Genomic DNA, 22,926 nt, shown 5'->3' on the forward strand with positions numbered 1-22,926 from the left:
CCAACGCCGCTTATGGTGGTTTGCAACCCGCTCCTGCAAGCCGATTGCGAGGGGCCATACCCTCATCTCTTACGCCGCTTGCTGCGGCACACTAATGTCAGTCACCCAAACCTGATTAGGTGTATCGACATTAAATTGCCGAGCCAAATGGTTTGGGGCTGTCACGGTGGCCTTACCTCCATAAAACCCACGTCGACGACGATAGCCCGTTTGTGAGCGAAGGCCAGCGAAGCGCATTAAGCGTGCAACGCGATGCTTGCCGCATTGTTCGCCCATATCACGCAAGTCATCATTAATCTTGCGATAATCATAGACGCCGCCGCTTTCTTGCCACGCTTCAGTGATGATGCCAGTCAAGCGCTGGTCATCAATCGTGCGCAATGATTGTGGTCGTTGCAGCCAAGCATAGTAGCCACTGGGATGGACTTGCATCATCTGGCAGAGCCGTCGAACCGAATGTAGCGCTTGATGGTCACGAATGAAGGCGTACCTTACCCGGATAGCTTGGCAAAGTACGCGGCGGCCTTTTTTAGGATGTCGCGCTCTTCAGTCACTCGCCGTAGTTCAGCTTTAAGTTGCCGAATTTCATCCTGCTGAGCAGTTGTTTGCGCTTGTTCTGGTAAGGGTGTGGTGTAGCGCTTAATCCAGCTGTAGATGCTATGCCCTGAAACCCCAAGTCGCTCGGCGACTTCTGCGACAGGATAGTTGCGTTCCGTAACTTGCTTGACTGCTTCGATTTTGAATTCTTCGGTGTAGCGATTGGATTTACTCATAAGACCTCCTAATAACCTCATTTTGAGGCTCTTTAGGTGTCTAGGAAACCCGGGGCGATTCACTATTAAGATTTTGTCAACCGCTTAAATTCTTCCAACGCTTGGGCAAGCAACTCCTCGGGGCTACTACTGGGCTCCAACTCTGCATACGTCTTGAGTAGCAATGTCAGCGGATGAATGTGCATTTCACGCGCAAGAGAATCCACCATACTCAGCGTTGGATTCTTTTTTCCGCACTCAAGCTGTGACATATAGACCTGGCTACAAACATCTGAAAAATCTTCTTGGCTCATCTCTTTGGCATTTCGAAGTTTGCGTAACGCAATTGAAAATGCAGCTTTTGTATCCAAAATCGTCTCCCCGAATCGATTGGATATCAAGCCACTCTATAAACTATAGTACAATTAACTATGGTTTATAACTCTGGCATTCTAAATATGTTTTACGCAGCCCAACCAAACGCGACCAAATCCACAGATAGTAACTCCAACCTCTCATTACTCAGCTTCACCAGCATTTCACGAGCGAATCGCGCGCCCTTCTTTCTCTTAGAGATACCTTGCAACAGTCAAACCGGTATTGGCACTCGCCCAATGCTGCTATCTGGATTGAACGAGGTGCAGCTTGCGATGATCACAATTGAGGGTTCACTCGCAGAGCACAATCTGTCGATGATTTTCTATCCTGACCAAACTGAAAATGCCGCATGGCAATGTCAACGGGTGGAATCCATTTGGCACGGCGAATACAGCAAGGGCAGTAAGGCATCTAACGCAATTAGAGTTAATTTTTGCAATGGCGAGACGCTCAATATTATAAGTAAGAATCCGGACGATCCCGCAGCCATTGAATGGAAGCAGCTGCTGTAAATACAGAAATTCAACCCGCCTCAATCCACAACTCACTGCATCACAAGGACATGATGAAAATTCGTACTTTTACGGCGCTATCAATGATGTTTGTTTTCAGCGGCTGCGTCGCAAACCCAATTAAAGTGGCGACATCCGGTAATAGCAGCGCAACGGTAGGCAGTGAGCCTGCCGCAGTAGAGGCGGGCAGCTACAAAGACTACGACATGAGCAAGCTAAAAATCATGGGTTTTGGATTGAATAGCTCATTTTCTGAAATTAACGCGGCCGTGAGTGCCTATGACGCCAAGCGCCCCAAACAAGGCCAAGAGCCACTCATCATCGACAAAAAAGCACTATCGCCCCGCTTCGACAAATTCAGTGAGGCCGAATTTTATATCAGTGGTGGAGAAGGGCCACTGGGGCGGGTAGTGGTCAGCGCACTGTATGATGCTCAAGGAGCTTATTTTATTGGGCAAGGCTTCAAAACTATGATGTTGTCACCCAATGCGGTCATCAGCTCGTATTTAAATAAATTTGGCCAACCTTCGTACACTTATCGCCCACTGAAAAACTCAACGGCGGTTGTCTACCTCAATTGGGATTTCAATACCAACGGCAAACAGTATTTCGGCGCTCCGGCTGGAAGCCCATGCAACGGCGCATTTTCGCCATTCGCTAACCGAAAAACCAACATTCAACCGTTTTATCAACTGTATGGCGTCGCAGATCGCTCACTGGATGAGCGTCAGCTGTATGGCGACAAAGATCTAACCACCATGAGTATCCCCACCTGCAAAGCCAGTATGGTGCTCCGCATCACGATGGATCCTGCCGTGCAAGGCGATATGAATAAAACGAGTCTGACCGGCTACGGATTAGCTTTAGTAGACGTAAACCGCCGACTTGAGCAGCAAAACAAATTAATTGCCGCTAAAGCTGCTGCGGCAAAAGCAGCAAAACCTGCAAAAACCACCATCAATATTCAATAACTCCAATGGCTGCAATTTCTCAATCGCGTTAATTAAAAAGGGCGGAAATAACCGCCCTTTTTAATTTACTATTAATGCAAGCAACTAACTCTGAATATTTTGACTTTCTGACAGTTTGAGCTTTGACACCTTAGAATAAATTGCATCGGCCTTTTGTGCTGCATGCAGCAAGATAAATTGTATAAACATAAGCAAAAATGCAGACAACCCGACAGCGAAAGCGACTGACTGCTGAAGCTTCACTGATGACTTGGCAAATTCTGCCATTTCATTCGTTTTGATTGCATTGCACAATATGGTTATTTCTTTATCTGAAAACCCTGTTTCCATCGATTGAACCTGGTCTAAAGCGCATTGGCCAGCATTAAAAGACCAATCAGACCATATTGCTTTTACTGTCTGTCCGTCCGTTAAGAATGACGTCTTTGTTTCTTTCATTGTTAACCACGCATACTTGCTTGAGCCTAGTTCCTTCGATACCCCCAGTACAACTAACGACAAAGAAATTATCACTACAGTTTTCAAAAAGTATTTAGGTGTTGGTTTAGTGATAACAGATTCATTTTTAATATTTATCCATTTCTTTGCATGTTGCGCATCAGCAATCCCTACTGAATGTGTCTTAAGCCAATCGAGCATGGCATGAAGTTCTATTTTACTTTCAACGCGAAGGCCGTACATGAAGCGGAAACGTTCCAAATCCCGAACATCCCGCATAAACGCCTTTAACTTTGCATCAGAAACATCAGTGCTGCCAGCAATTAACCGCCAAAGCCGTTCAAGTAACGAATAAACAGATCCCGCTCGCCACCAAAACAAGGAGATCATCAGAATGAGTGCAACAGGGCCAGAGGCCGATAAAATCGGGCTCTGCAGAAAATAATTTAACTTATCCATAATGCTCCATTTAAAATTTTGAATACAAAAAATATGTCAGACGGCAAAAACAACCAACCCGGAACAAGAACCAAAACAGAATTAATGCCTCACGTGCGGCAGCACTAACGCCAGTAGGCACTTGAAGTGTGCTGGTCACACAACCAGACCAATGACGCGATGCCACCCGTTCTTGGAAAATTCCGACTTGAACTACTAATGCCACGGATCTGGAATATCATCCAACACAATAAATATGGCTTACCACTTCGCCCATTTCTCCTTAAAAATGGATTTAATGATGGGTGCTATACTGAGCAGTGATGATGCGTTGCTCAATGCTATTTTGACGAAATATACTTAATGGCCTCATGCCATTGAAAAAGTTAACTGGAACAAACCATGGAAAATGTTAAGAAATATGGATTGCCCCATACACGGCGTACACCACAGAAACCAGCTCAGATGGACTTGAATGGTGATGCAGGCAAGCGTGTAGTATTGGCAACAGCAAAGCGCGTGATTAAGAAACACGCTAAAGTCATTAAAGCATTGGCTGACCGATGATTGCTTCACTCATCACTGCGACTCTTGTTTGTGAAATTCATGATGAGATTTTAACCACTGAAGCGGGTGTTCATGGTTATCACGGTAGCGCGGCTCTAGAAGGGGCGCTAGGTCGGATCATGCATGCGGTTGACTATGATGGGCTGGATGATGTGTTTGAAATTGCGGCAATGTACGCCATTTCGCTTTCACGTGGTCATTGTTTTGCTGATGCCAACAAGCGCACAGCACTGGTCACGGCATTGACATATTTACAGCTTCAGGGGTTTGACATAGACCGTGATGCTGAACTTGAAGAAATCATGGTTGATGTTGCCCAGGGCAAGGTTGATCGGGACGCATTAGCTGATTTGTTATTTGATGCAGTAAATTCGACCGAACTTTAAACAGGCATTTTCAAAATTTGAATTTTGGTTTTAGCGTGTTATGAGACAAGAAAAATGGACTGTAAAGTTGCTCGATACTGATGACGGTAGTGGCGACGCAATTTTAGAATTTCCACCTGAGCTATTGGCTCAGCTCGGCTGGCAAGCTGGCGACCTTTTAGTTTATGAAATGAATAGTCATGGTCATTTACAGTTTAGGAAAACCACAGATGAGGATCAATTAGAAGATCAAATCTTGACCAAGATAGCAAACGACAGATTGCAGGATGGGCGGCCGTTGATTCAAGTGAACATAGACGATTTGTAGTCCTATTTATCTTTCACCGTATTCCAACGCATTGAGCTTCACCGCAAATGTGCGACGTTCATCCCTAGTCATCCATTCATTCCCCAAATCGACGTTGCTACCTCGCGACCAGTTTAAAGTCATCGAGCGATGTGGCTGCAGAAGTACATGAGGACCACTAAGCTAAGGCCGAACTGCGTTTGGGTGGAAAATCGAACCTACGTCGTTTATTTGAAATCAAACTTGCTCGCGGCTTTAAAATGCTTGGCCAACTCAGACGTAGACGGATCTTCGACGCAAAAAACATGTGGCGCTAACGTGTGCTGATCACAAAACTTGGCCAAAGACGCGATGTCCCCCGCCCTCGGAAAATGCCGCAACGCCTGCTCGGCTCGCGCCCGCAATTCCTCTGGTACATCCGTTCTTGCACGCAAGTCATCAAGCAATTGTAGGGTTGTTAGTATTGAAATCGTGCGTTCAGCTGCTGTTGTCATTTTGTCGCTCCAAGTTATTTCACGTCATCAAGCCCAATCGGTTTTGCGGCTCGATCTCGCCACTCCCCATTGACCCAGTCAGTCCAATCAACGGCAAAAGCACATTCCGCAAATCCCATCACTTGCGGGCAAGCACTACCGCGCAGCGCCAGTTTAAATTGCGTATGCCAAGGTTCTGGAATGTCATTAAGCACAATAAAATGGGGCTGCCCGTGCCGGTTCGTATGAACCGAAACGACCGATAAAAGCTCACTCGCCGTCACTAAAACCCCTCCCAAAGTAGCAACCGAAATCAGCTCATCGAGACCTGAATCCATTTTCGATTCGGCACAAATTAATGTGACATACCACAATTAATTGTCGACTACCAATCCACATCAAAATCGCTACGAGGATAGGAATCAGAATTCAAATCGTGTCGTACCTCGATCCTAGCATTCTTATTCCGAACCGGTTTTTTGCCGACCGAACGTCCTAACTCATCGCTCCACGTGACTGAATTAGGCCAAACACAGCTCGCAGATGGGCGTTCAGCTTGGATTCTTTCTGCAAACTTCAGCGCCTGCTCGGTGTGCGACAGCGCAATAACAACCGGTGTTTTTTGCCGATCGTCCCTAGCAAAATACCCAAACAACATGCCCAATTGTGACTCGCTTAACGCATTGCCAAGACCGATATAAACCGTATCTTCCTGAGCATTCAGTTGATGGTAGGCCATAGCCTCGACCGCTGAGCTCACAATGACGACACGATCGACATCCTGGCCTATTCGATGCGTAAACAGCCCCGCCGGACCTGACGTCGAAAACACGATGCCCGATCCAGTTTCAATTTCATAGCCAACAATACTCGTCCTATCCACATGCCTAAAGCACGGTAAACCAGATTCGTTTTGCCGTAATTTGTCCGCAAAGACTTCAATGCTTTCGCCATCGATATGGAACTGATGTTGCAGTAAATCGCCTTGATATGGCGGTAAACGATGCCACTCCAACGCCTGGATAATATGCTGGCGTGACACAGCACGCGGCTTAAATTCAGCCAAACGATCAGATGTCATAGCCTTCAGATGTAGCCGTAATTTTCTTCGGATCTGACCCAAATTCAGATGCGGTTCCCGCCGCTGTACAAAATCGATCACCGAGCCAGAATCATGCCCATCGGTGAGGTTGTAATATTGTTCGTAATTGTTATTATCGGAATTTGTGACGCACAGTAGCGTTTCTGACCCCTTCTTCAGTAAAACGCTGCCAGGCGTACTGCCATTTTTTTGGGGGAGATAGCCATACGATTTCGCAACCGCAATCAAGCTGACGTCTGTTTTGAACCGTACCAATTCATCACGATTGTGCTCATCTAGCTGGCGAATAATTTGAGCAGCTCGGCCTGATTCTCGCGCAACTGCTCTAACTCTTTGGCCATCGCGCTCTGTAGCTCGGTCGTGGCGCTCAATCGTTGCTCCAAGTTTTGCAGCAGCGTTTGAAACTCCATCGCTTGCCTCACATACTGCTCGTCCAGCGCTTTGAGCTGCTGAGTAAGAATCTTCTCTAATTCCGTCACTGGTATTTCCTTTATTTGGGATCTGCAACTGATCGAGCGCAGCCATTGGATCCGCGTCAGCACCTACTTCACGATCAGGTATCACCGCCTGATCGGACACACCTTTGGCCGGTCGATGGTAGCGATCTTGGTGATACTGCCTGCGTTTCTCAACCGCCTCGGCTAGTTCACGCCGAGCCTGTTTAGCCCGTTTTTGATGATCAAGAGTCACTTTTTCACGACCGCTATAACGGTTTTGATTTTTTCCCCGCTGCTGCTCATTTGCGATCCATATTGCAGGATCGAAATCCGCTTCAAAAAATGCGCCTTTAAGCCGCAGTCCTTTATCAAAACCAGGCGGAATTACGCGAATATAATCGCCTTTCTTACTACGATTGACCTTACCGAACTGCTGAAGCTCAAGCAGCACGTCATCACAATGTTTAATCTGCCCGTTTTCCACTTGCTGCTTAATAAATTTGGTCAGCTCACTGCGGGACTGAGGCTCAACCTGTAAACCAGCCCGCAGCGCAGCCGCATCAATATAGGCGTGAAAATCAGGGCAATGATCGCGTTTCCGCAAAGGGTCATCTGGCCGAGCCCACCCTTGCTCATTATTCCAGGCATTGCGTAGGGGGTAAAAAAGCCCCTCCCAGCCTGGCGGGGCAATATTCAGGCTCTTTTTAGACCGCAAATTCACGCGAGGCACCAGAATATGAACGTGTTTCGAGCCGTTTGGCTCGACATGCTGCACCACATTAAGTTGATATTCATCCGGATCGAGACCGGCGAAAGCAACGCGCTCGAACTCATTGAGCACGGCTTCGATGTCCTCGTCAGTCGGCGCATCTCCTTCTGCCCAGGCGACCACCCCCGATGTATATCGCTGCCGAAACGGCAGATTATTGGCAATCGCGGCGAACAATTGCAAATTCCCGCGCAATACACTGACCCCTTCCCGGCGAACATTAAGGTGGTCGGCCTCATCCAAAACGTAGGCCGCAGCTTTCGAAGCGTCACCGGATCCATGCGGCAGAAATTTAATCAGCACGAGCTTTCGCCTTTGCGGCACGCTGCGCGGCGTAACGCGCTTTGGTTCGCCGCACTGTTTCGTCGCTACGTGTCAGACTTGGGGCTGCGGCGAGCGCGGGTAACAGGCGTGCGATTTCTTGCTCGATCGCGATCAAATTGATCGTAACGATGACCGTATCAATCTGTCGACCGGTTTTATTCGCAGTGTTAAGCGCCCTTCCGATCTGGTTCAAATTGTTGCCAAGATGGCCGAGTTCGCCCATCAGCTGGGGATCAACAGAGGCATAATTCGCCGTTTCACGCTGCCGACTCGGCGTGGGTTTACCGGTCATCTCGCCAGAGTCTACTTTGGCTCGAATCCAATCCGATAGGCTCAAATTCGCGGCATTAGCTTGGCAGCGCCAATCGGCCAATTTCTCTGAGCTTAAGCGCAAACTGGTTGTAGTTTCTTTTTTGACCATATCTGATTGTTCCCAATACCAAGCCGCGCAGCAGCGCGGGGATCGAAGGGGCGGAGCCCCTCGACAGCCCCCGTTTACATAAGACCGCGAAGCGCGGCGAAATGTAATACGGGGTAAGCTGGCTTAGCTATATATCAGCAGTGATGGTTAATATAGCGCGGACTCTGCTGAAAGTCATCTGAAAACGTAAAAAAGGACGGGGAATTGCTTCCAATACAAATCTTGGGATCAATATTTCCCAATACAAAACAAACACATAAAAGACCCATAACGTTCTGTGCGCGCTCTGGGTGTAAACATTTTCCAAACAATGTTTAGACTATCTGCGAACAAATAACATTTTATGCCTATTCTGGGTCTGTTTTAGGTGTGCTATATGTTTACTATCTGTACGTTCCGGGTGTTAGCTATTAATATCAAAAAACGCAAAATCACAATCTGAAAAAGTCACTAAATATTATTAAAAGTGCTATTCTTTGCGGAAAGTAAATCACGTAAAAACAACGCCAAATACTGTTCCAAAACGGAACAAAATTCCATCCCGCATTGTTCCCAATACGAACAATTGTGAACAACATATTTCTGCGTTGATCCGTCGCGATGGAAAACGGGCGCGACGCGCTTCCGGCCGAATGTCCACACAGTCCAAGAGCGCCCGAAGTTTTTGACTGCGGTTTACTCGATTTCGCCCCTACGCACTGCTGTTCTAAAACAGAACAAATTCCTCAGTAACATTGTTCCTAAATGAAACAAACACACCAGCTCAATTGTTTGAAACCAGAACAACCTCGGCAGAGCAACTGTTCCACTTGGGAACAACATCATTTTTTAGGTTTGAGTACCATTCACAATATTGAACACAATACGCAGATTCTGAGATGAAGCCATGTCGAGCGGGCGCGTAACGCGGCGGTTTGATCAACCACCACGGTAGTAGCGCCCGCGTTTTTAAAACCCAGAAACCAAACTGACCAGAAAAAATCACGCTCAGAGCCTTAATTTGTACCGACCACCCTAAATAATTTGGCCACAACAAACGCGCGACTCAGACCGCCCCTACGACGTAGGTCACTCATCAGTTAGACAAATCAACAAGAAGCCAAATAACACCTACGGCCTTTTAGCGCTGACGCTGCACCAGTTCGACGATCACTTGTTCAAGCATCGTCGTCCCCAGCATTTCGACCACACCAGAATCACTCTTAATATCGATATACGAGCTATTCAAGCCACGGGTCATTTCGGTGAAGCCCGCAAGGGCTGCCTTTGAGAAATGGGCATCCACCAACGCTTTCGGCCACTCAGTTTCTGGCAGGACTGTGACGCTAATAGGCTTCGCAAGCATCGCTGAAATAATGCCAGCGACATTATTCGGAGCGTAGTCTTTGGGACCCGAGAGCGCGACAACGCCAGTGCTCATTCTTTCTTCTTGCAGCAAAGCAGCGGCAACGCGACCAATATCCACAGTCGCGACCATCGGGATAGACCGCTGTGATGGCGCCAGAAACGTTGGCAGAATACCGCTACGGATGGCCTCTTCAATCATCGGCATCCAGTTCTCCATGAAATAGGCCGCTCGCAGAAAAATGGTTGGCACACCAGTTTCGCTTAAACGCTGCTCGAACCTGTGGTTCATCCTGATCCATCCCGTTCCACGTTCACGGTCAGCCCCAACCGAGGAAAGAGCCACAAGTCTAGGCACTGCGGCCGCAACTGCAGCGCGCGCGATGTTATCGACAATAAAGTCGGCTCTTTCAAATAAGTCTTCACGGTGATAGTGCTGCGGACTAACGACATAGGCACCTTGAGCCTGACTGAGCGCCTCGATCATTGAGGCCAGATCGGTCATATCGGCCACGACAACTTCTGCGCCACGTTCGGACCACTGTTGGCTTTTTGCTGAGTCGCGTACCACGACGCGTACAGGGTGGCCAGAACGTAAAAGTGCATCAGCGGCAGCAGCGCCGGTTCGACCAGTTACGCCGAATACAACATAAGGAAGAGGGGAGGAAGCAACCATTAAAAACTCCTTTTCAGATGAGATGTAAGGATGCATGATCACTGAACATGCATCCATAGCATGAAAGGTATAGTTAAAATGCACCAAGTGGATTTATCTACAATCGACCTCAACCTATTAAAGCTGTTCGAAGCACTCGTTCGAGAAAGAAGCGTCACCCAAGCCGGTCTCCGACTGGGTTTAAGCCAACCCGCCGCCAGCCGCGCGCTGGGTCGGCTGCGCACTATGTTGAGTGATCGTTTGGTAGTCCGCGGCAAGCTCGGGCTAGAGCTAACCCCACGTGGTGAAGCGTTGGCAGGTCCAGTGGCTAAACTGCTGGATGATGCCCGTGGCATCGTCTCGCCAACAGCCTTCGATCCTTCCTCAGCAATGGGTCGGATCACAATTGCCGCACACGATCACTTGAGTCTGATGGTCTTATCTGGTTTGATTACCCGCTTAGAGCGCCATGCGCCAGCACTAAATCTCCATATCGCGCAACCAGCAGGGGACAACGTGCGGCTGGTCGAACAAGGGGAAGCAGATCTGGCGCTGGGCATTTTCGATGGACTGCCCGGCAGTCTCCATCGACGCAGCCTTTACGCCGACACTTTGGTGTGTATGGTGAGGGCCAATCACCCTTATGTGGCAGACGGACTCAGTCTGGCGCGTTATGTGGCCTTGCGCCACATCGCCGTGACTATTTCTGGAGTAGGACAGAGCGCAGTCGACACTGCTCTCTTAACGCAGGGGCTCACTCGTCGCGTCGCGCTGCGAGTTCCTCACTTCCTTACTGGTGCAATGTTGGTGGCGGATAGCGACATGATTCTTACATTACCAAGCCGATTGGCACGCCTACTCACGAAAAATCTCCCTCTCGCACTCTTGAATCTGCCACTACAGGTTGCTCCCCTGTCGCCAGCAATGATCTGGCACGAGCGTTTCCACAGCGACCCCGCTCATATTTGGGTCAGACAACAGCTCATCGACGTCGTTACTACGATGAATACTGATAGGTAAGGTTTCCAAAACGGTCGTAGCAATCGTACAGCCACCAACAACAAACGGTATACCCTCAATCAACGGAATATTTGTCTGTTTTAAAACTGGCAGCTCCGCATTCGGCAACAAGCAATATTTTTCTCAAAACAAAGAAGTTACTTTCAAAAAAAATAATTATTTTATCTTTTTGCTTTCATTTGTGCGGTAAAAAAAATAAAGAAAATACGAGTTCGTGTATTGTTCCTATTGTCATAAGAACAATATTTTAGGGCTTAAGACGAACGAGATAATTGATGGCTAACCGCATATAAATTGGACAAAATATGACTGATAGAAGACCAATTAATAAAGATGTAAACGTACCAAAACCAGGTGGTGGAGAACAGCCTCGATCACGTAATAACGATGGTCAAATTCGTGAAAAACGTAGCGACGCGGGAAAACCAAAAACTGCACCGAGTAACAAAAAATAATTTGAAATTATGATGTTGAAACGATGCTATAAAAAGGTCAAGTTCGGCCTTTTTATAGCCTTCCAATCGAATTCTAATTACGCATCTCTGATGCGATCAAAATATGGCATCTAGCACTCGCCTGACTAAAATCGAGCGCACCTAACCATTTAGCCTGGTAAAGCCGTAGATGGTGGCGTGAAACGCGCTAAAAATCCACGCAACGCATCCAATTCCCCTGCTCGCTGCGCGGCGACCTCTACATGATGAGCAGCCTCTGTACGAATTTGCTCTTGGAGAGTCCGCGCCTCTCTCAGCTCAGAATAAAGAACAGCCTCACGCCCTTCCGCCGCGACAATACGAGACTCAGCTTGGCTCAACAACGCAGCTGCCGTATGAGCTGACTGCACGGCCACATTTAAGCGTTGGTTCAAATCAACAAACTGCACCCTTAGTTCATCACGCTCTGCGATAGCGGACTGACGATCAAGATCAGCAGACTGCTTATCCATGTGCGTACGATCCAATTCAGCTCTTAAATCGACAATACGACGCTCAAGCTCTTCGTTACGTGCGATCTCGGTGCCATATACCGATTGCAGCGCCGATTTTTCAGATTGCAATTCACGATTAGCAGTTTGTTCATGTTGAATCAGTAGTTGAGCGTCATCTAATGCCTTTTCACAATCAGCTAGTTGAGCTTGCAGCGCTTCAAATTCAGCAAGAACCCCTTCAAAAGCCTCACTCAACTGAGAACGCAGCGTTTCTGCTTCAGCACGTTCAGCATCCCAACCTGACTGAGCCGCTAGCAAACTTTCATTGGCCAAGTCTTGGGCATCTTTCCACAGGTTCGCCACCAACACTTGCGCAGCCTGAAGAACTGCAGGTGGCACCACCACCTCAACCGGCGCCGCAGTCGTGGTTTGAAGACGACGCCACTCTTTCATGACCACGGATGCCGCATTCATATCAACACCAGCCTTAGATCGAACGGCTGCAACAGTCGGAAAATCAACCCGACCAGACTCTTCATACAATGCTTTAGCTGCAACGAGTACCCGTTCACGAATTGCTTGATCGATGTCCATATCTAGAACCCCAGAAATAATATAAGAAGAAGAATATTCTTATTATTCTTCTTACACAATCATTATCTGAATGTTGTATGAGTGACGCGAGACACAAAATACAACCACGTGAACTGAAAATAATGAAATACGAGTGGGCTACCCGATTTTAATATTACCCACGAACAAAAAGGAAAAACTAGATTTGAAGCTGCACTATAAAACATACGTACAGCGTAATGAAAAGTGTTGATTCTATGACACTCTCAATCTTAATAACTACCGATCAAAAAATACCATTCCAAAAAAATCAAAGACCTAAACACCACGAAAATTCAATAAAAACTGTTCCAACTGCTCAATGCCATTGGGTGCCATAAGAAGTTGAATTGGAGCCTTACCTAAATCCAAATGATAGCTTTTCATCCAAGCAGAAGTTTTAATAGGATCATCATCACCCAACAAAATACACAACGCCGAATAACACGCCACAAGTGCAATAGCATGACCCCACTCAGCTTGCTCAAAATCAAAAACATCCTGGGCACTACTCAAAAACAACATGCGAGCAGCATCAATCTCAAAAAGTTGAGAAAAATACGATTGATCAATACCTAACCGGTCACTAGCCCTAAACGCGGCCTTAGTAAGCACACGAGCATGCTCTAAATTTGAAAATGTCTGATTCAACATGATAAAAGACCTAAAAAATAAGAGCTAACGACAATTTCAATCAGTTATAAACAGTAAACCCATCGTAACCAGACAAAACAAGAAAGATCACTATATTTCAGGAAGTCGTACTAACCCAAATTCACTCTCAAGAACAACTAACTCCCCTACCCTCAAAACCCCCCCTTGCGGGGCAGATACCTGATGCACAGCATAATTAACATCACTATCGACAGGTTGAATAGCCCGAAGCGGCACCAAAGAAAACGGTTTTTTGACCTCCTCCAGTACATGCTTGTACTTGGCCACCGTCTGCCGAGATAGGTTTGCAGCTTGTGCGATGGCCTCATGCAACAGCGCTTTCCCCTGTTGTTGCAATACCCGACACGCAGCACGAATGCGGCCTGCGGTTTTCTCCTTGCGTGCGGAATGTGTGCGTTCAGCTGCCAGCGCCTGCTTTTCTGGAAGCGGTAAATTTGGATCTAGCACCATCACGCCGCGGTGGCAACGGCCTGAGCCGGTGTACTTGTCCCACGTCCAGCGAGCGACGGATTTCACAGTGGCGCGCAAATCGGACTGACTCAAATCAGCCGAAAAACCAAGACTCCGGAACGCGTTGTGATTGTGCGCAAAGGCTTCAAGCAGGCGCGTAAAGCTCAAAAATGAGCCGTCTTCCTTCTGCCGATTAACGATTGAGTAGGCATAGAAACGTAGCTTCTCAAACATGATGCAGTTGCGAGAATGAGAAACTGCATCCAGATTTGGACCTTTTGACCACGGTGAAGCGCTGGCCAACTCAACGCAACCGGCTAGTTCTGATAGTTCATAAACATGATTGTGTAGTTCCGAAGTACGCCACCACTGATGCCCAGGTGTTTTGGCAACAGGACCACTGTGATATTCAGGATCGGCATTCAGCTCGCGTGACAGTGCCGAGTAGATCGCCTTCATGTAGTGGATCGGTTTGGATCGAGCACGCTCTGACGTACAAACGGGAGCAATGCCGTAATAGAGATGCGCATGGCCGCTCTGCCGGTTTTGAACAATCAGATTCGGTGCGGGCAATCCTTTGTCTTGCCAGATCATTGCATTGTCATGGTCAAGGTCAAATATCAACCAGCTAACAAAACCAGCCCGGTTGATTTGCATGTAGGGGTATTTGATCGCGTAGTCGCGGGGACGGATTAGTGCAGCTGTCTTGTTATCGCTACAGCGCGCTAGATAGGCGGCCTCTTGCAGCAACCGGTGCAACGCAGTGCCTTCCTGCTGGAAGCGCGGCAACAGCTCGTTTTCAACCACTGAAGTACTTGATTCACTTTTAAAAGATTGCGCCATACCCTGCCACCCGCTGAACGGTTGCAAAAATCTTGCTAAAAAGGGTGTGGGAACGTAGAATCAAAATTCATCGCTAGCTTCGAATCTACGACTATGAATTTCAAAGGTCGCCAAACCTTTTGAAATTGACCCACGTTTCAACAGCACCATCAATATAAAAAGCCATCTAGCCAAAGGTGGCTTTTTATATATTGTTTTTTTATTTTTCTACATTTTTCACAGACTCTGCATTCATTCCCGCGATTGCAGCAGTAATGACTTGTTCAACGATTGATATTTCAATATTTTTTGGTATATCTAGCGTGATCTTTGATCGAGCGACGTTCATTGTCGCAATAAGTTGCTGATCGAGATTTTTTAAATCGGTCCCCTTTTTAGTAATTCGCGCATTAGGTCCAGCGGCTTTCCGCTCGATATAGGTCAAAATACCTTTATTTTTCAATTTGCCATCTGCGGCCAGTCTAAGTGCCTCCTGAACAATCAAACCAAACCCTTTTTCACACCACGCTAAAACATCATCGACAAATGTAATCGTCAATACACGAGGTGATATCATCAGTTGACTAATGACATTTTCAGGTAGGCTCTGGAATTTCCACAAAGAACGAACAAGCTTCTCATCACAACCCAAAATCTTAGCCAACTCAACATTTGTTGTGGCTGCGCTATGCTCGCGAAGAATTGGGAGCGCACGTGATTTTTCAAAGTCACTCAAATCAACCCGATTCAAGTTCTCAATAATCGTAACTTTAGCCGACGTTGCATTGTCCAAATCACGAACAATTGCATCGATTTCAGGCCATTGCAGGATTTTCTCATGCGCCTGAAGACGTCTCTCACCAGCAAGTAATTCATAATCACCGCTAGGCAGCTGACGCGTCATGATTGGATGAATCAATCCACCTGCTTCAACTATTGAGTCCGCAAGCTCCTTCAACTCTTTTGGGTCAAACTCAACCCGAGGCTGAAATGGGCTACGTAAAATTCTTCCAAGAGGAATTTTCATACTCGGAGTCTCTTGACTAGCAGGACCAAGTAAAGCCGAAACGATTCCTTTCGCAATTTCCTCACGACCACCTGAATTCTCATCGCTAATTTGCCTTGAGGACTCCAGAAGCTGATCAATCTTTGTTGGCTTTTTAATTGGCTTATTCATTTTCACCCTCGTCAGCAAAACCCTCGTAGCCTAATTTTCGAAGAAATTCTTTTGACAATCTCGATACTGATTTGGCTACCGCTGTATTAGGTTCCGAAAACACAGACACTCTACGCATAATGGCCTCTTTGACCTTTACAGACTCAGGGAGTCGTTCATCGAACACCATCCCGGGGAACGTTTCCAAAACCCGTGTTTCTGTTACTTTGTCGACACCTTTTCGTCCATCGAACATAGTTAAAAGTGCACCAAGAAACTGCAGATTCGGATTTTTAGCGCGTTTTACTTCAATGACGGTAGCTTCAAGATCCTCAATCCCATCTAACGCATATTGATCACCCGCTTTAACGGGAACCAAGTAATGCGTGGCCGCAGTCAACGCCATAAGCGTAAGTTTTCCCAAGTTGGGTGGGCAGTCGATGAGGATCAAATCGTAGGTTCCGACTGAAATCCGTCCCAGGTGCATCGCAATCAAATCGGTATCTTTTCGCCATAGCTCAATCTCAAGCTCTCGCATTTTCATAACCATGGGTAAGATCGAAACACCAGGAAAAATAGATTCGTAAATGCACTCTTCAATTCGAATATCCGGCCGTTGAATCAACGTAACTGCGGTGTAATTCAGTTTTTTCGGATTTGTTGGACTCAGCGTAGTTGATGAGTTGCTTTGAGGGTCAAGGTCGATAACTAAAACAGTCATGCCACGGCGAGCACATCCATCAGCAAGCTGAATCGTAGACGTACTCTTCCCTACGCCCCCTTTTTGATTAAATACAGCAACAACATCCATTTTGACGCACCGATCACGCAATAAACAACGGGAATTTTGGCACGATATCGTAGAGTAAGCAACCATAAAATTACGTCAACAAAATTACAATAAAAAAACAATAATACTTATAAATCAACATGTTATAAGTCGGAATAATTCCGACAACAAAAACTGACATAATTATTTTTTTCAAACGGACTCGATACTACATAACTTACCCCATAAAATAACGCACAATCCTGCAACAACCGCACTTGAATCACGCAAAATACATCAAAAAAAAAGAATTCATTGGGCATCTCTCTTTACTAACCTATAGAAGTTTTGAAATCCATTTGAAAATAGCAAAAATGTCATGTCATATTTCAACCAAGATCCAGTTTTTCGCCTTAATCAGACTGCATATTTGTCTCTGCATAAAAATAATGGGTTCAACAGTGAGCCGCATTGGGTTTCGCGGAGCACTAACTCTTAAGAGAATGGTGCTATAAAGCCCCCTTTCTCCTCCCGAAATCCGCGAACAGGTTGTTCATGTAGTCATTGAGCACCGTGCCGAATACCCTTCGAATGGGCAACTCTCGCTTCAGTTGGCTGCAAGCCCGAAATGCTGCGTACATGGTATCGCCAGCAGAGCAGCGCTACCGGTCAGCGAACCAATGCTAATTCAGCAGAGGCCGAACGCATTAAAGCGCTAGAACGCGAAGTGCGTGAACTTAAAAAGGCCAACGAAATTCTGCGACTGGCCAGCGCGTATTTCGCACAGGCGGAGCTCGACCGCCGCTTGAAATCGTAAGGACATTCATCGATTCCCATCGTGAGCAGCACGGGGTCGCCCCGTCTGCCTATCAACGTTATGCAGCTCGGCAGCGCAATCCAGCGTTGCGTTGCCAGCGCGCAGTCCGTGACGAGCAACTGAGCGGTGAAGTTGCGCGCATCTGGCAGATGAATCATCAGGTGTACGGTGCAATAAAAGTATGGCGGCAACTCAAACGGGAGGGGCATGTTGTGGCGCGGTGTACGGTTGAGCGTTTGATGCGCAGCTAAGGTTTGCGCGGCGTATCACGTGGTAAAGCGATGCGAACGACGCGACCAGACCCAGCCGTTGTTTGCCCACGCGACCATGTGAACCGGCAATTCGTCGCAGAACAACCGAACCAGCTCTGGGTGTCGGATTTTACCTACATATCGACCTGGCAAGGCTTCGTGTATGTGGCGTTTGTCATTGATGTATTTGCCCGTTGCATTGTGAGCTGGCGGGTTAGTCGCAGCATGCAGACCGAGTTTGTGCTGGATGCGCTGGAGCAAGCCCTTTGGGCGCGCCAGCCAGAGCGAGAGGCACTGATCCATCACAGTGATCGCGGTTCACAGTATGTATCGATTCGTTATACCGAGCGATTGACTGAGGCAGGTATCGAGCCATCTGTCGGTACGACTGGCGACAGTTACGACAATGCATTAGCGGAGACGATTAACGGACTCTACAAAGCGGAAGTGATCCATCGTTTGGGGCCTTGGAAAAGCCTAGAATCGGTGGAACTAGCGACATTGGAATGGGTTTCGTGGTTCAATCACCGTCGTTTGCTTGGGTCGATTGGCCACATTCCACCAGCGGAAGCAGAAGCAAACTATTATCGTAATCAAAGCGAGCAGGCTATGTTGGCCTGACTCAAACCAAACAGTCTCCGCGAAACCCGGTGCGGTTCATTTTATGGATAATTTATGATCGATTCTTATAAGCCGCAGGTAGTTAATCTTCTACGGGCAGCACTTTTACAGAAAGAAACAGTGCATTATTCTCAGCTTTACCAAATTTTTGACTCCGTAAGTCCACAGCTATTCGGTGGGGAGAATCTAAAAAATGCGGCGATACATAAGCTTTTAGAAGAGGCTGGACATGATTTAGCTCCAATCCAAGAAGCAATTGTTACCTGTGTCTTACGCTCAAAAATAGGGTTTCCTGGGCTAGGTTTTTTTGACGTGTTTAAAAATCAACGTGGTACTGAATACCAAGCAATCGCAGGTGGAAACAGCATACAAGCCCTAACTGACGATCAAAAAAGACAAATTGTTGCTATCGAATACCAGAGAGCATACAAATATATTACACAACAAAATTAGAAGTTGAAGAACTGTTTGGATGAAATATCCAACTGAGCGAAAGGTGACTTTGTAAGCCAAATTTATATTCTATCGGTTTCAGCTCATGCTAAGACACATCATTGCTGCATCCGCCTTGGCCGAATTGCTGAAGCGTGCATATACAATGATGAGTGTCAGCAATCGTCATATTCATGGCATCACTGGCAAACAGCTTTGGTCGATTTATCAGCTTCAAGGTAATAACCACATGGAGGCAGAAGATCAATTCAACGCATCTTTAAGTGCTTTGGCTACGGTGAATTTCGCGGCATTCGAAGCCGAAATAGTCAAAGCCTCCCCAGTTTTTGGATTTCGACCTTGGCGCTCTGGTTTAGCTTGAGCAGAAAACTTACCCAAGCCAATCAAAGTCACTTCATCACCAGCTTTTAGGGTTTCAGTAATCACGGCAGCCAAGCTTTCAAGTACCGCTTCGATGTCTTTTTTGTTGGCTAGGCCAGAGTGGTTTTGAAGTGCGGTAATCAATTCTGCTTTATTCATGGTTCGATCCTGATGGTGGTATTTGATTTTGATGAAGCGCCCAGATGCGCTTAACTTGGCTTTCGCTACAACCGGCTAACTCAGCAGTGCGCTTGATCGTGTGTCCTGATGTTCGCAATGCAATGATACGCTGATGAGTTACCGCATCTGATTGGCGACCAGTGTATTTACCTGCAGCCTTAGCCAATTGCACACCTTGGTGCTGACGTTCTCGGCGAGTTTCATAATCGTCACGAGCCATTTGTAGAGCAAGTTTAAGCAATAATTCTTGCACTGATTCCAACACAATTTTCGCAATACTGTCGGTCTCAGCGGCCAAGTCAGACAAATCAACTAGACCTGGTACTGCCAACTTTGCCCCTTTGGCGCGGATCGATGCAATCAATTGTTCCGCTTCAGCTAAGGGTAAGCGGCTAATCCTATCCATTTTTTCAGCTACGACAACTTCGTTCGGTTGCAGATCAGCGATCAGTCGCAGTAGTTCTGGTCGATCTGCACGTGCGCCTGATGCCTTCTCTCGATACACCCCCGCGATATAGAAACCAGCAGCTCGGGTACTGTGTTCGATTTCTGTTTGTCGGGTCAGGTCTTGCTCGTCGGTACTGACACGCAGATAAATTCGGGCAACTTTCATGAGCGATGGCCAATTTGAGTATAGGTAACTTGACCACTACTATAGCATGTAGCCAATAACTCTCTACGCAATTTAAATTGTCATTTTCAGAAGACGATTGCACCAATATCAGAAGTCGCGTGCAAGCACTGCGAGTATTGCATTTAAACCTGAGAAAGCAGCTTTTCACCATCACCCCGTAATTCACCTTTCGGCGAGACATGCCGGTATAGCGTTTGCCGCGTGATACCCAGCTCTTTGCATAAATCACCGACTTTGGTTTCAGGCTGTCCCATTGCTGCCATCGCAAGTCGCAGTTTAGCTGCCGTCATTTTGTACTTAGCGCCACCTTTACGGCCTCGCGCTCGTGCTGAAGCCAAACCCGCTTTGGTACGCTCTGAAATAAGCTCTCGTTCAAATTCAGCCAGCGCAGCAAAAATGCCAAACACCAGTTTGCCGCTGGCGGTCGTGGTATCTATATCGGCACCATGGCAGGTCAAAACTTTAAAACCTACGCCACGTTGATTCAGTTCGTGCACCGTGTTAACCAAGTGACGCAAGTTGCGCCCAAGCCGATCCAGCTTCCAGACCAGTAAAGTATCGCCATCCCGTAATGCTTTCAAACAAGAGGTTAAGCCAGGACGCTCGTCTTTCTTTCCTGAAATTTGATCTTCATACAACTGTTCAGCATTTACCCCTGCCGCTATCAGTGCGTCGCGCTGCAAGTCCGTAACTTGCGAGCCATCATCTTTCGAGATCCGCATATAGCCAATCAGCATATTTCACCTGTCACTTAGACGTTCGATTATGTGACAGTGTGAGCCAGAAAATTTTCTCAGTCAAAATTCGTCACTTAACACGTCATTTTGTCTACGACATGTAAAGGGACTACCGGGAACATAATGTGACAAGAATTCAGGAGGGACGCCATCCTTGACAAACGTGACGCGTAAGCTCTCCAACGATTCGGGGTCGTGTCGTCGTCCATAAGATGCGAGCGCGAATAGGGAGCGGGCGGTTTCAGCGTTGTATCGCGCTTCGGCGACAGCCTCGTTGATCGCCTTGACCGCTGCCTGCCAGTAGTTGACCAGTTCCTTTTTTCGCCCGACTACCGGTAGACCATTGGTGAACTCGGCCTGCTGCTCCGGCAGGAACAACGCAGCCTGCTCCCCGCGTGGGTTTAACACCCGAGATTCGATCAGTTCCATTGCGGTGGCCGCCGCTTCGAGCATCTGCAACTGTATCGCCTGATCCAGAATTTCGTAGGGATGCCACAGACTTTGCCCAGCGCGCAGCGAATGGCCACTACGTTCCCAGACGTAGCGAATGCTGTCTGAGCAGCCCCCACACTGCGAGAGTGGGGTGTTCAATTCATCGAGGAATGTACGCAGCAGCCGAAACCAGATCCCTGCATGGATTCGTCGGCGCGGCAGCTCCACATATCCCTTCGTCAACGCCAGCCAGGTACGCTGATCCATCAGCGCCATCGCGTTACCGACCATACGCGGCGCAGCGTCGGCGTTTTCCCAGCCGATATATTGCCCCGGTACGCCCCAACAGGATTCCAGCCAGCAGCCATGCAGCGGACAGCTCAGCATCAATGGTAATTTCCACGCGAGCAATACAGCTTGATTCGCTGGGTCATTCAGGCAGAGCGGGCAAGCCCGCTGGAGAGGTAGGCAAGGCTGCCACACGCGCCAGCTTGTGATTGACCTTGTCTTACGGTCGCGCTTCGGCAGCAACACCGAGAACTGAAACACATAAGTTTCCAAAGCAGCAGGAACCGAGTCATTGAGACTGTCCAGCAGCCACGGCACCCAACCAGCGAAGCTCATGCAGCGCAGCCGATCCAATTCGATACCGCTCCGTTGTGAGAGCGCCATCAGCAGCGACAAGGGGGGCGCGGTGTCCAGATCATCAACAAGCCCATGACCGAGATCGTGTTCCAGTAGGTCGTGCACATCCATCTTGTAGCAAGCTGCAACACGATTGAGCCATGAAGATAGGGCTTCCCCTTCTTTTGGTGCCGGATGCAACGGCCAGCGTGAAGCTGGCTTCACATCAATTCCCGCTCGAATTTTCGACGCCGCTCGCTGGGGCCAGTGTAATCGGCCATGCTGAGCGTACGGTGGTTGATCGCTTCCTCACCGCCATCGACGGCGGCAATCGCCGCAGCCATTAGCAAGTGTGTCAATTCTCCGATCGTGCCCTCGCTGCGCGTGAGCAGGTAGCGAGCCATGTCCAATGTGGAAATTGGCGAGGGTTGCCGCAGCGGGAGCGATGCGGCGAAGCTGGCCAGCAGCGAACAGCAATCCTCGTTGGCCTCCCACAATGGCAACATCATCGGCTCAAACCGGTTCTCCAGTTGGTCATCCGAACGAATGGCCAAGTAGGCGTCACGCGTGCCAACGCCGACCAGTGGTATGCGTAATTCGTTGCCGAGGAAGCGCAGCAGATTGAGGAATTCTCGGCGGTTAACACTGTTACCAGCCAAGACATTGTGTAGCTCGTCGATTATCAGCATGCGCACACCGACCTTCCGGAGTAAGGTCAATGCCAGTTGTTCTATTTCTGGCAGTCGTGGGCGCGGGCGCAGTGGCGCGCCCATTGCCGCGAGCAGCGCGACGTAGAAGCGAATTACCGACGGTTCGGATGGCATCTGCACAACCAGCACCGGGATGTGTTCCTGATCTGCATCGGCGCTAGACGGATGCGAGCGCCGGAACTTCTCGATGATCATCGACTTGCCGTTGTTCGTCGGGCCAACCAGCAGCAGATTGGGCATGCGCTGCTTGTTCGGCCATGCATATAGGGTTTCCAGCCAGTTTAACGCTTCGACCGCGCGCGGATAGCCGATCCAGCGGTCAGTGCGAAGGCGCTGAATGCGCTCGTCCGTCGGCAGTTGAGCCAGCCCCTGCGCCACTGGCAACAGGTGCGACAAGTCGATGATGGGATATTCATCCATGG

Annotated in this window: 24 protein-coding genes, 2 pseudogenes and 1 other annotated feature; of the genes and pseudogenes, 8 read left to right on the forward strand and 18 right to left on the reverse strand. The window is 48.1% G+C overall.

Translation table 11 applies throughout. The features are described 5' to 3' along the window. Positions 1–90 precede the first annotated feature (90 nt). Both Q320_RS21305 and Q320_RS19275 read right to left on the reverse strand, forming a co-directional pair. Positions 91–773 (reverse strand): annotated as a pseudogene (locus Q320_RS21305) (IS3 family transposase); the annotation flags it as partial. 65 nt (positions 774–838) lie between these two features. Beyond that, positions 839–1,123, reverse strand: a complete 285-nt coding sequence (locus Q320_RS19275; protein ID WP_156939031.1) for a helix-turn-helix domain-containing protein — start codon at positions 1,121–1,123, stop codon at positions 839–841. An 87-nt stretch (positions 1,124–1,210) separates the two neighbouring features. On the opposite strand from Q320_RS19275, the gene Q320_RS21550 reads away from it, so the two are divergent. Both Q320_RS21550 and Q320_RS0109320 read left to right on the forward strand, forming a co-directional pair. Continuing rightward, positions 1,211–1,642, forward strand: coding sequence for a hypothetical protein (locus Q320_RS21550; RefSeq protein WP_156939032.1), 432 nt, complete (start codon positions 1,211–1,213; stop codon positions 1,640–1,642). An 83-nt stretch (positions 1,643–1,725) separates the two neighbouring features. Beyond that, a complete protein-coding gene (locus Q320_RS0109320; protein WP_156939033.1) occupies positions 1,726–2,613 on the forward strand; it encodes a hypothetical protein in 888 nt (295 codons plus the stop codon). 84 nt (positions 2,614–2,697) lie between these two features. Here Q320_RS0109320 and Q320_RS0109325 read toward each other — a convergent pair whose 3' ends face one another. Beyond that, the gene (locus tag Q320_RS0109325; protein WP_027468777.1) at positions 2,698–3,510 is read right to left on the reverse strand and encodes a DUF6216 family protein; all 813 of its coding nucleotides are present in this window, start codon (positions 3,508–3,510) and stop codon (positions 2,698–2,700) included. 381 nt (positions 3,511–3,891) lie between these two features. Here Q320_RS0109325 and Q320_RS21555 point away from each other — a divergent pair, with 381 nt between their 5' ends. The 3 genes from Q320_RS21555 to Q320_RS21845 all read left to right on the forward strand — a co-directional run bounded on the left by Q320_RS21555 (position 3,892) and on the right by Q320_RS21845 (position 4,749). Then, entirely contained in the window at positions 3,892–4,056 is a 165-nt protein-coding gene (locus tag Q320_RS21555; RefSeq protein WP_156939034.1) for an acetyltransferase, read from the forward strand. Beyond that, the gene (locus tag Q320_RS0109335) at positions 4,053–4,442 is read left to right on the forward strand and encodes a type II toxin-antitoxin system death-on-curing family toxin (protein ID WP_027468778.1); all 390 of its coding nucleotides are present in this window, start codon (positions 4,053–4,055) and stop codon (positions 4,440–4,442) included. The genes Q320_RS21555 and Q320_RS0109335 overlap by 4 nt, the downstream gene beginning before the upstream one ends. Positions 4,443–4,509: 67 nt before the next feature. Continuing rightward, positions 4,510–4,749, forward strand: a complete 240-nt coding sequence (locus Q320_RS21845) for a hypothetical protein (protein WP_211251213.1) — start codon at positions 4,510–4,512, stop codon at positions 4,747–4,749. Between the two features lie 206 nt (positions 4,750–4,955). Here Q320_RS21845 and Q320_RS0109345 read toward each other — a convergent pair whose 3' ends face one another. The 5 genes from Q320_RS0109345 to Q320_RS0109365 all read right to left on the reverse strand — a co-directional run bounded on the left by Q320_RS0109345 (position 4,956) and on the right by Q320_RS0109365 (position 10,310). Next, positions 4,956–5,222, reverse strand: a complete 267-nt coding sequence (locus tag Q320_RS0109345) for a BPSL0761 family protein (RefSeq protein ID WP_027468779.1) — start codon at positions 5,220–5,222, stop codon at positions 4,956–4,958. A 14-nt stretch (positions 5,223–5,236) separates the two neighbouring features. Beyond that, on the reverse strand, positions 5,237–5,539 hold the full coding sequence (locus Q320_RS19285) for a hypothetical protein (protein WP_035853351.1): 303 nt from the start codon (positions 5,537–5,539) through the stop codon (positions 5,237–5,239). Between the two features lie 47 nt (positions 5,540–5,586). Continuing rightward, on the reverse strand, positions 5,587–7,812 hold the full coding sequence (locus Q320_RS20790; RefSeq protein ID WP_051534632.1) for a relaxase/mobilization nuclease domain-containing protein: 2,226 nt from the start codon (positions 7,810–7,812) through the stop codon (positions 5,587–5,589). Continuing rightward, positions 7,802–8,254, reverse strand: a complete 453-nt coding sequence (locus Q320_RS19295) for a plasmid mobilization protein (protein WP_051534633.1) — start codon at positions 8,252–8,254, stop codon at positions 7,802–7,804. Before Q320_RS19295 ends, Q320_RS20790 begins: the two co-directional genes overlap by 11 nt. A gap of 1,120 nt (positions 8,255–9,374) precedes the next feature. Then, positions 9,375–10,310 carry an NmrA family NAD(P)-binding protein gene (locus Q320_RS0109365; protein WP_245590991.1) on the reverse strand — a complete coding sequence of 312 codons (936 nt, stop codon included), beginning with the start codon at positions 10,308–10,310 and terminating at the stop codon, positions 9,375–9,377. 42 nt (positions 10,311–10,352) lie between these two features. Here Q320_RS0109365 and Q320_RS0109370 point away from each other — a divergent pair, with 42 nt between their 5' ends. Then, on the forward strand, positions 10,353–11,273 hold the full coding sequence (locus tag Q320_RS0109370; protein WP_027468781.1) for a LysR family transcriptional regulator: 921 nt from the start codon (positions 10,353–10,355) through the stop codon (positions 11,271–11,273). 604 nt (positions 11,274–11,877) lie between these two features. Here the strand turns inward: Q320_RS0109370 and Q320_RS0109375 are convergent. The 5 genes from Q320_RS0109375 to Q320_RS0109400 all read right to left on the reverse strand — a co-directional run bounded on the left by Q320_RS0109375 (position 11,878) and on the right by Q320_RS0109400 (position 16,727). Continuing rightward, positions 11,878–12,795 (reverse strand): DNA-binding protein, encoded by a 918-nt coding sequence (locus tag Q320_RS0109375; protein ID WP_027468782.1) that lies wholly within the window; start codon positions 12,793–12,795, stop codon positions 11,878–11,880. A 297-nt stretch (positions 12,796–13,092) separates the two neighbouring features. Further along, on the reverse strand, positions 13,093–13,467 hold the full coding sequence (locus tag Q320_RS0109380) for a hypothetical protein (RefSeq protein WP_156939035.1): 375 nt from the start codon (positions 13,465–13,467) through the stop codon (positions 13,093–13,095). A 90-nt stretch (positions 13,468–13,557) separates the two neighbouring features. Next, entirely contained in the window at positions 13,558–14,781 is a 1,224-nt protein-coding gene (locus tag Q320_RS0109385) for a replication initiation protein (protein ID WP_051534634.1), read from the reverse strand. Positions 14,782–14,980: 199 nt separating this feature from the next. Next, positions 14,981–15,937, reverse strand: coding sequence for a ParB/RepB/Spo0J family partition protein (locus Q320_RS20795; protein WP_051534635.1), 957 nt, complete (start codon positions 15,935–15,937; stop codon positions 14,981–14,983). Then, positions 15,930–16,727: a ParA family protein gene (locus Q320_RS0109400; protein WP_027468785.1), complete on the reverse strand. Its 798-nt coding sequence runs from the start codon at positions 16,725–16,727 to the stop codon at positions 15,930–15,932. Before Q320_RS0109400 ends, Q320_RS20795 begins: the two co-directional genes overlap by 8 nt. Before the next feature lie 494 nt (positions 16,728–17,221). On the opposite strand from Q320_RS0109400, the pseudogene Q320_RS19310 reads away from it, so the two are divergent. Both Q320_RS19310 and Q320_RS0109415 read left to right on the forward strand, forming a co-directional pair. Further along, positions 17,222–18,374, forward strand: a pseudogene (locus Q320_RS19310) (IS3 family transposase). After that, positions 17,457–17,546 (forward strand) — a sequence feature (AL1L pseudoknot). Its footprint overlaps the pseudogene before it by 90 nt. A gap of 54 nt (positions 18,375–18,428) precedes the next feature. Next, entirely contained in the window at positions 18,429–18,827 is a 399-nt protein-coding gene (locus Q320_RS0109415; RefSeq protein WP_027468786.1) for a hypothetical protein, read from the forward strand. A gap of 243 nt (positions 18,828–19,070) precedes the next feature. Here Q320_RS0109415 and Q320_RS0109420 read toward each other — a convergent pair whose 3' ends face one another. The 5 genes from Q320_RS0109420 to Q320_RS0109440 form a co-directional block, all read right to left on the reverse strand. Then, complete coding sequence (locus tag Q320_RS0109420) at positions 19,071–19,346, reverse strand: HU family DNA-binding protein (protein ID WP_027468787.1); 276 nt, start codon at positions 19,344–19,346, stop codon at positions 19,071–19,073. After that, positions 19,339–19,980, reverse strand: coding sequence for a recombinase family protein (locus Q320_RS0109425; RefSeq protein ID WP_027468788.1), 642 nt, complete (start codon positions 19,978–19,980; stop codon positions 19,339–19,341). The genes Q320_RS0109420 and Q320_RS0109425 overlap by 8 nt, the downstream gene beginning before the upstream one ends. A gap of 143 nt (positions 19,981–20,123) precedes the next feature. Continuing rightward, a complete protein-coding gene (locus Q320_RS0109430; protein ID WP_027468789.1) occupies positions 20,124–20,738 on the reverse strand; it encodes a recombinase family protein in 615 nt (204 codons plus the stop codon). A gap of 60 nt (positions 20,739–20,798) precedes the next feature. Continuing rightward, complete coding sequence (locus Q320_RS0109435) at positions 20,799–22,019, reverse strand: TniQ family protein (RefSeq protein WP_027468790.1); 1,221 nt, start codon at positions 22,017–22,019, stop codon at positions 20,799–20,801. Continuing rightward, positions 22,016–22,924 (reverse strand): TniB family NTP-binding protein, encoded by a 909-nt coding sequence (locus tag Q320_RS0109440; RefSeq protein ID WP_027468791.1) that lies wholly within the window; start codon positions 22,922–22,924, stop codon positions 22,016–22,018. The genes Q320_RS0109435 and Q320_RS0109440 overlap by 4 nt, the downstream gene beginning before the upstream one ends. Between the last annotated feature and the right edge of the window lie 2 nt (positions 22,925–22,926).

It is taken from the genome of Deefgea rivuli DSM 18356 (assembly GCF_000620145.1).
Taxonomy (GTDB): domain Bacteria; phylum Pseudomonadota; class Gammaproteobacteria; order Burkholderiales; family Chitinibacteraceae; genus Deefgea; species Deefgea rivuli.

Bases quoted from the DNA above. Each gene is read 5' to 3' on its own strand.
- Q320_RS21550 (WP_156939032.1), top strand. From the start codon at position 1,211: ATGTTTTACGCAGCCCAACCAAACGCGACCAAATCCACAGATAGTAAC.
- Q320_RS0109320 (WP_156939033.1), top strand. From the start codon at position 1,726: ATGATGTTTGTTTTCAGCGGCTGCGTCGCAAACCCAATTAAAGTGGCG.
- Q320_RS0109325 (WP_027468777.1), bottom strand. From the start codon at position 3,510: ATGGATAAGTTAAATTATTTTCTGCAGAGCCCGATTTTATCGGCCTCT.
- Q320_RS21555 (WP_156939034.1), top strand. From the start codon at position 3,892: ATGGAAAATGTTAAGAAATATGGATTGCCCCATACACGGCGTACACCA.
- Q320_RS0109335 (WP_027468778.1), top strand. From the start codon at position 4,053: ATGATTGCTTCACTCATCACTGCGACTCTTGTTTGTGAAATTCATGAT.
- Q320_RS0109345 (WP_027468779.1), bottom strand. From the start codon at position 5,222: ATGACAACAGCAGCTGAACGCACGATTTCAATACTAACAACCCTACAA.
- Q320_RS19285 (WP_035853351.1), bottom strand. From the start codon at position 5,539: ATGGATTCAGGTCTCGATGAGCTGATTTCGGTTGCTACTTTGGGAGGG.
- Q320_RS19295 (WP_051534633.1), bottom strand. From the start codon at position 8,254: ATGGTCAAAAAAGAAACTACAACCAGTTTGCGCTTAAGCTCAGAGAAA.
- Q320_RS0109365 (WP_245590991.1), bottom strand. From the start codon at position 10,310: ATGCATCCTTACATCTCATCTGAAAAGGAGTTTTTAATGGTTGCTTCC.
- Q320_RS0109370 (WP_027468781.1), top strand. From the start codon at position 10,353: ATGCACCAAGTGGATTTATCTACAATCGACCTCAACCTATTAAAGCTG.
- Q320_RS0109375 (WP_027468782.1), bottom strand. From the start codon at position 12,795: ATGGACATCGATCAAGCAATTCGTGAACGGGTACTCGTTGCAGCTAAA.
- Q320_RS0109380 (WP_156939035.1), bottom strand. From the start codon at position 13,467: ATGTTGAATCAGACATTTTCAAATTTAGAGCATGCTCGTGTGCTTACT.
- Q320_RS0109385 (WP_051534634.1), bottom strand. From the start codon at position 14,781: ATGGCGCAATCTTTTAAAAGTGAATCAAGTACTTCAGTGGTTGAAAAC.
- Q320_RS20795 (WP_051534635.1), bottom strand. From the start codon at position 15,937: ATGAATAAGCCAATTAAAAAGCCAACAAAGATTGATCAGCTTCTGGAG.
- Q320_RS0109400 (WP_027468785.1), bottom strand. From the start codon at position 16,727: ATGGATGTTGTTGCTGTATTTAATCAAAAAGGGGGCGTAGGGAAGAGT.
- Q320_RS0109415 (WP_027468786.1), top strand. From the start codon at position 18,429: ATGATCGATTCTTATAAGCCGCAGGTAGTTAATCTTCTACGGGCAGCA.
- Q320_RS0109420 (WP_027468787.1), bottom strand. From the start codon at position 19,346: ATGAATAAAGCAGAATTGATTACCGCACTTCAAAACCACTCTGGCCTA.
- Q320_RS0109425 (WP_027468788.1), bottom strand. From the start codon at position 19,980: ATGAAAGTTGCCCGAATTTATCTGCGTGTCAGTACCGACGAGCAAGAC.
- Q320_RS0109430 (WP_027468789.1), bottom strand. From the start codon at position 20,738: ATGCTGATTGGCTATATGCGGATCTCGAAAGATGATGGCTCGCAAGTT.
- Q320_RS0109440 (WP_027468791.1), bottom strand. From the start codon at position 22,924: ATGGATGAATATCCCATCATCGACTTGTCGCACCTGTTGCCAGTGGCG.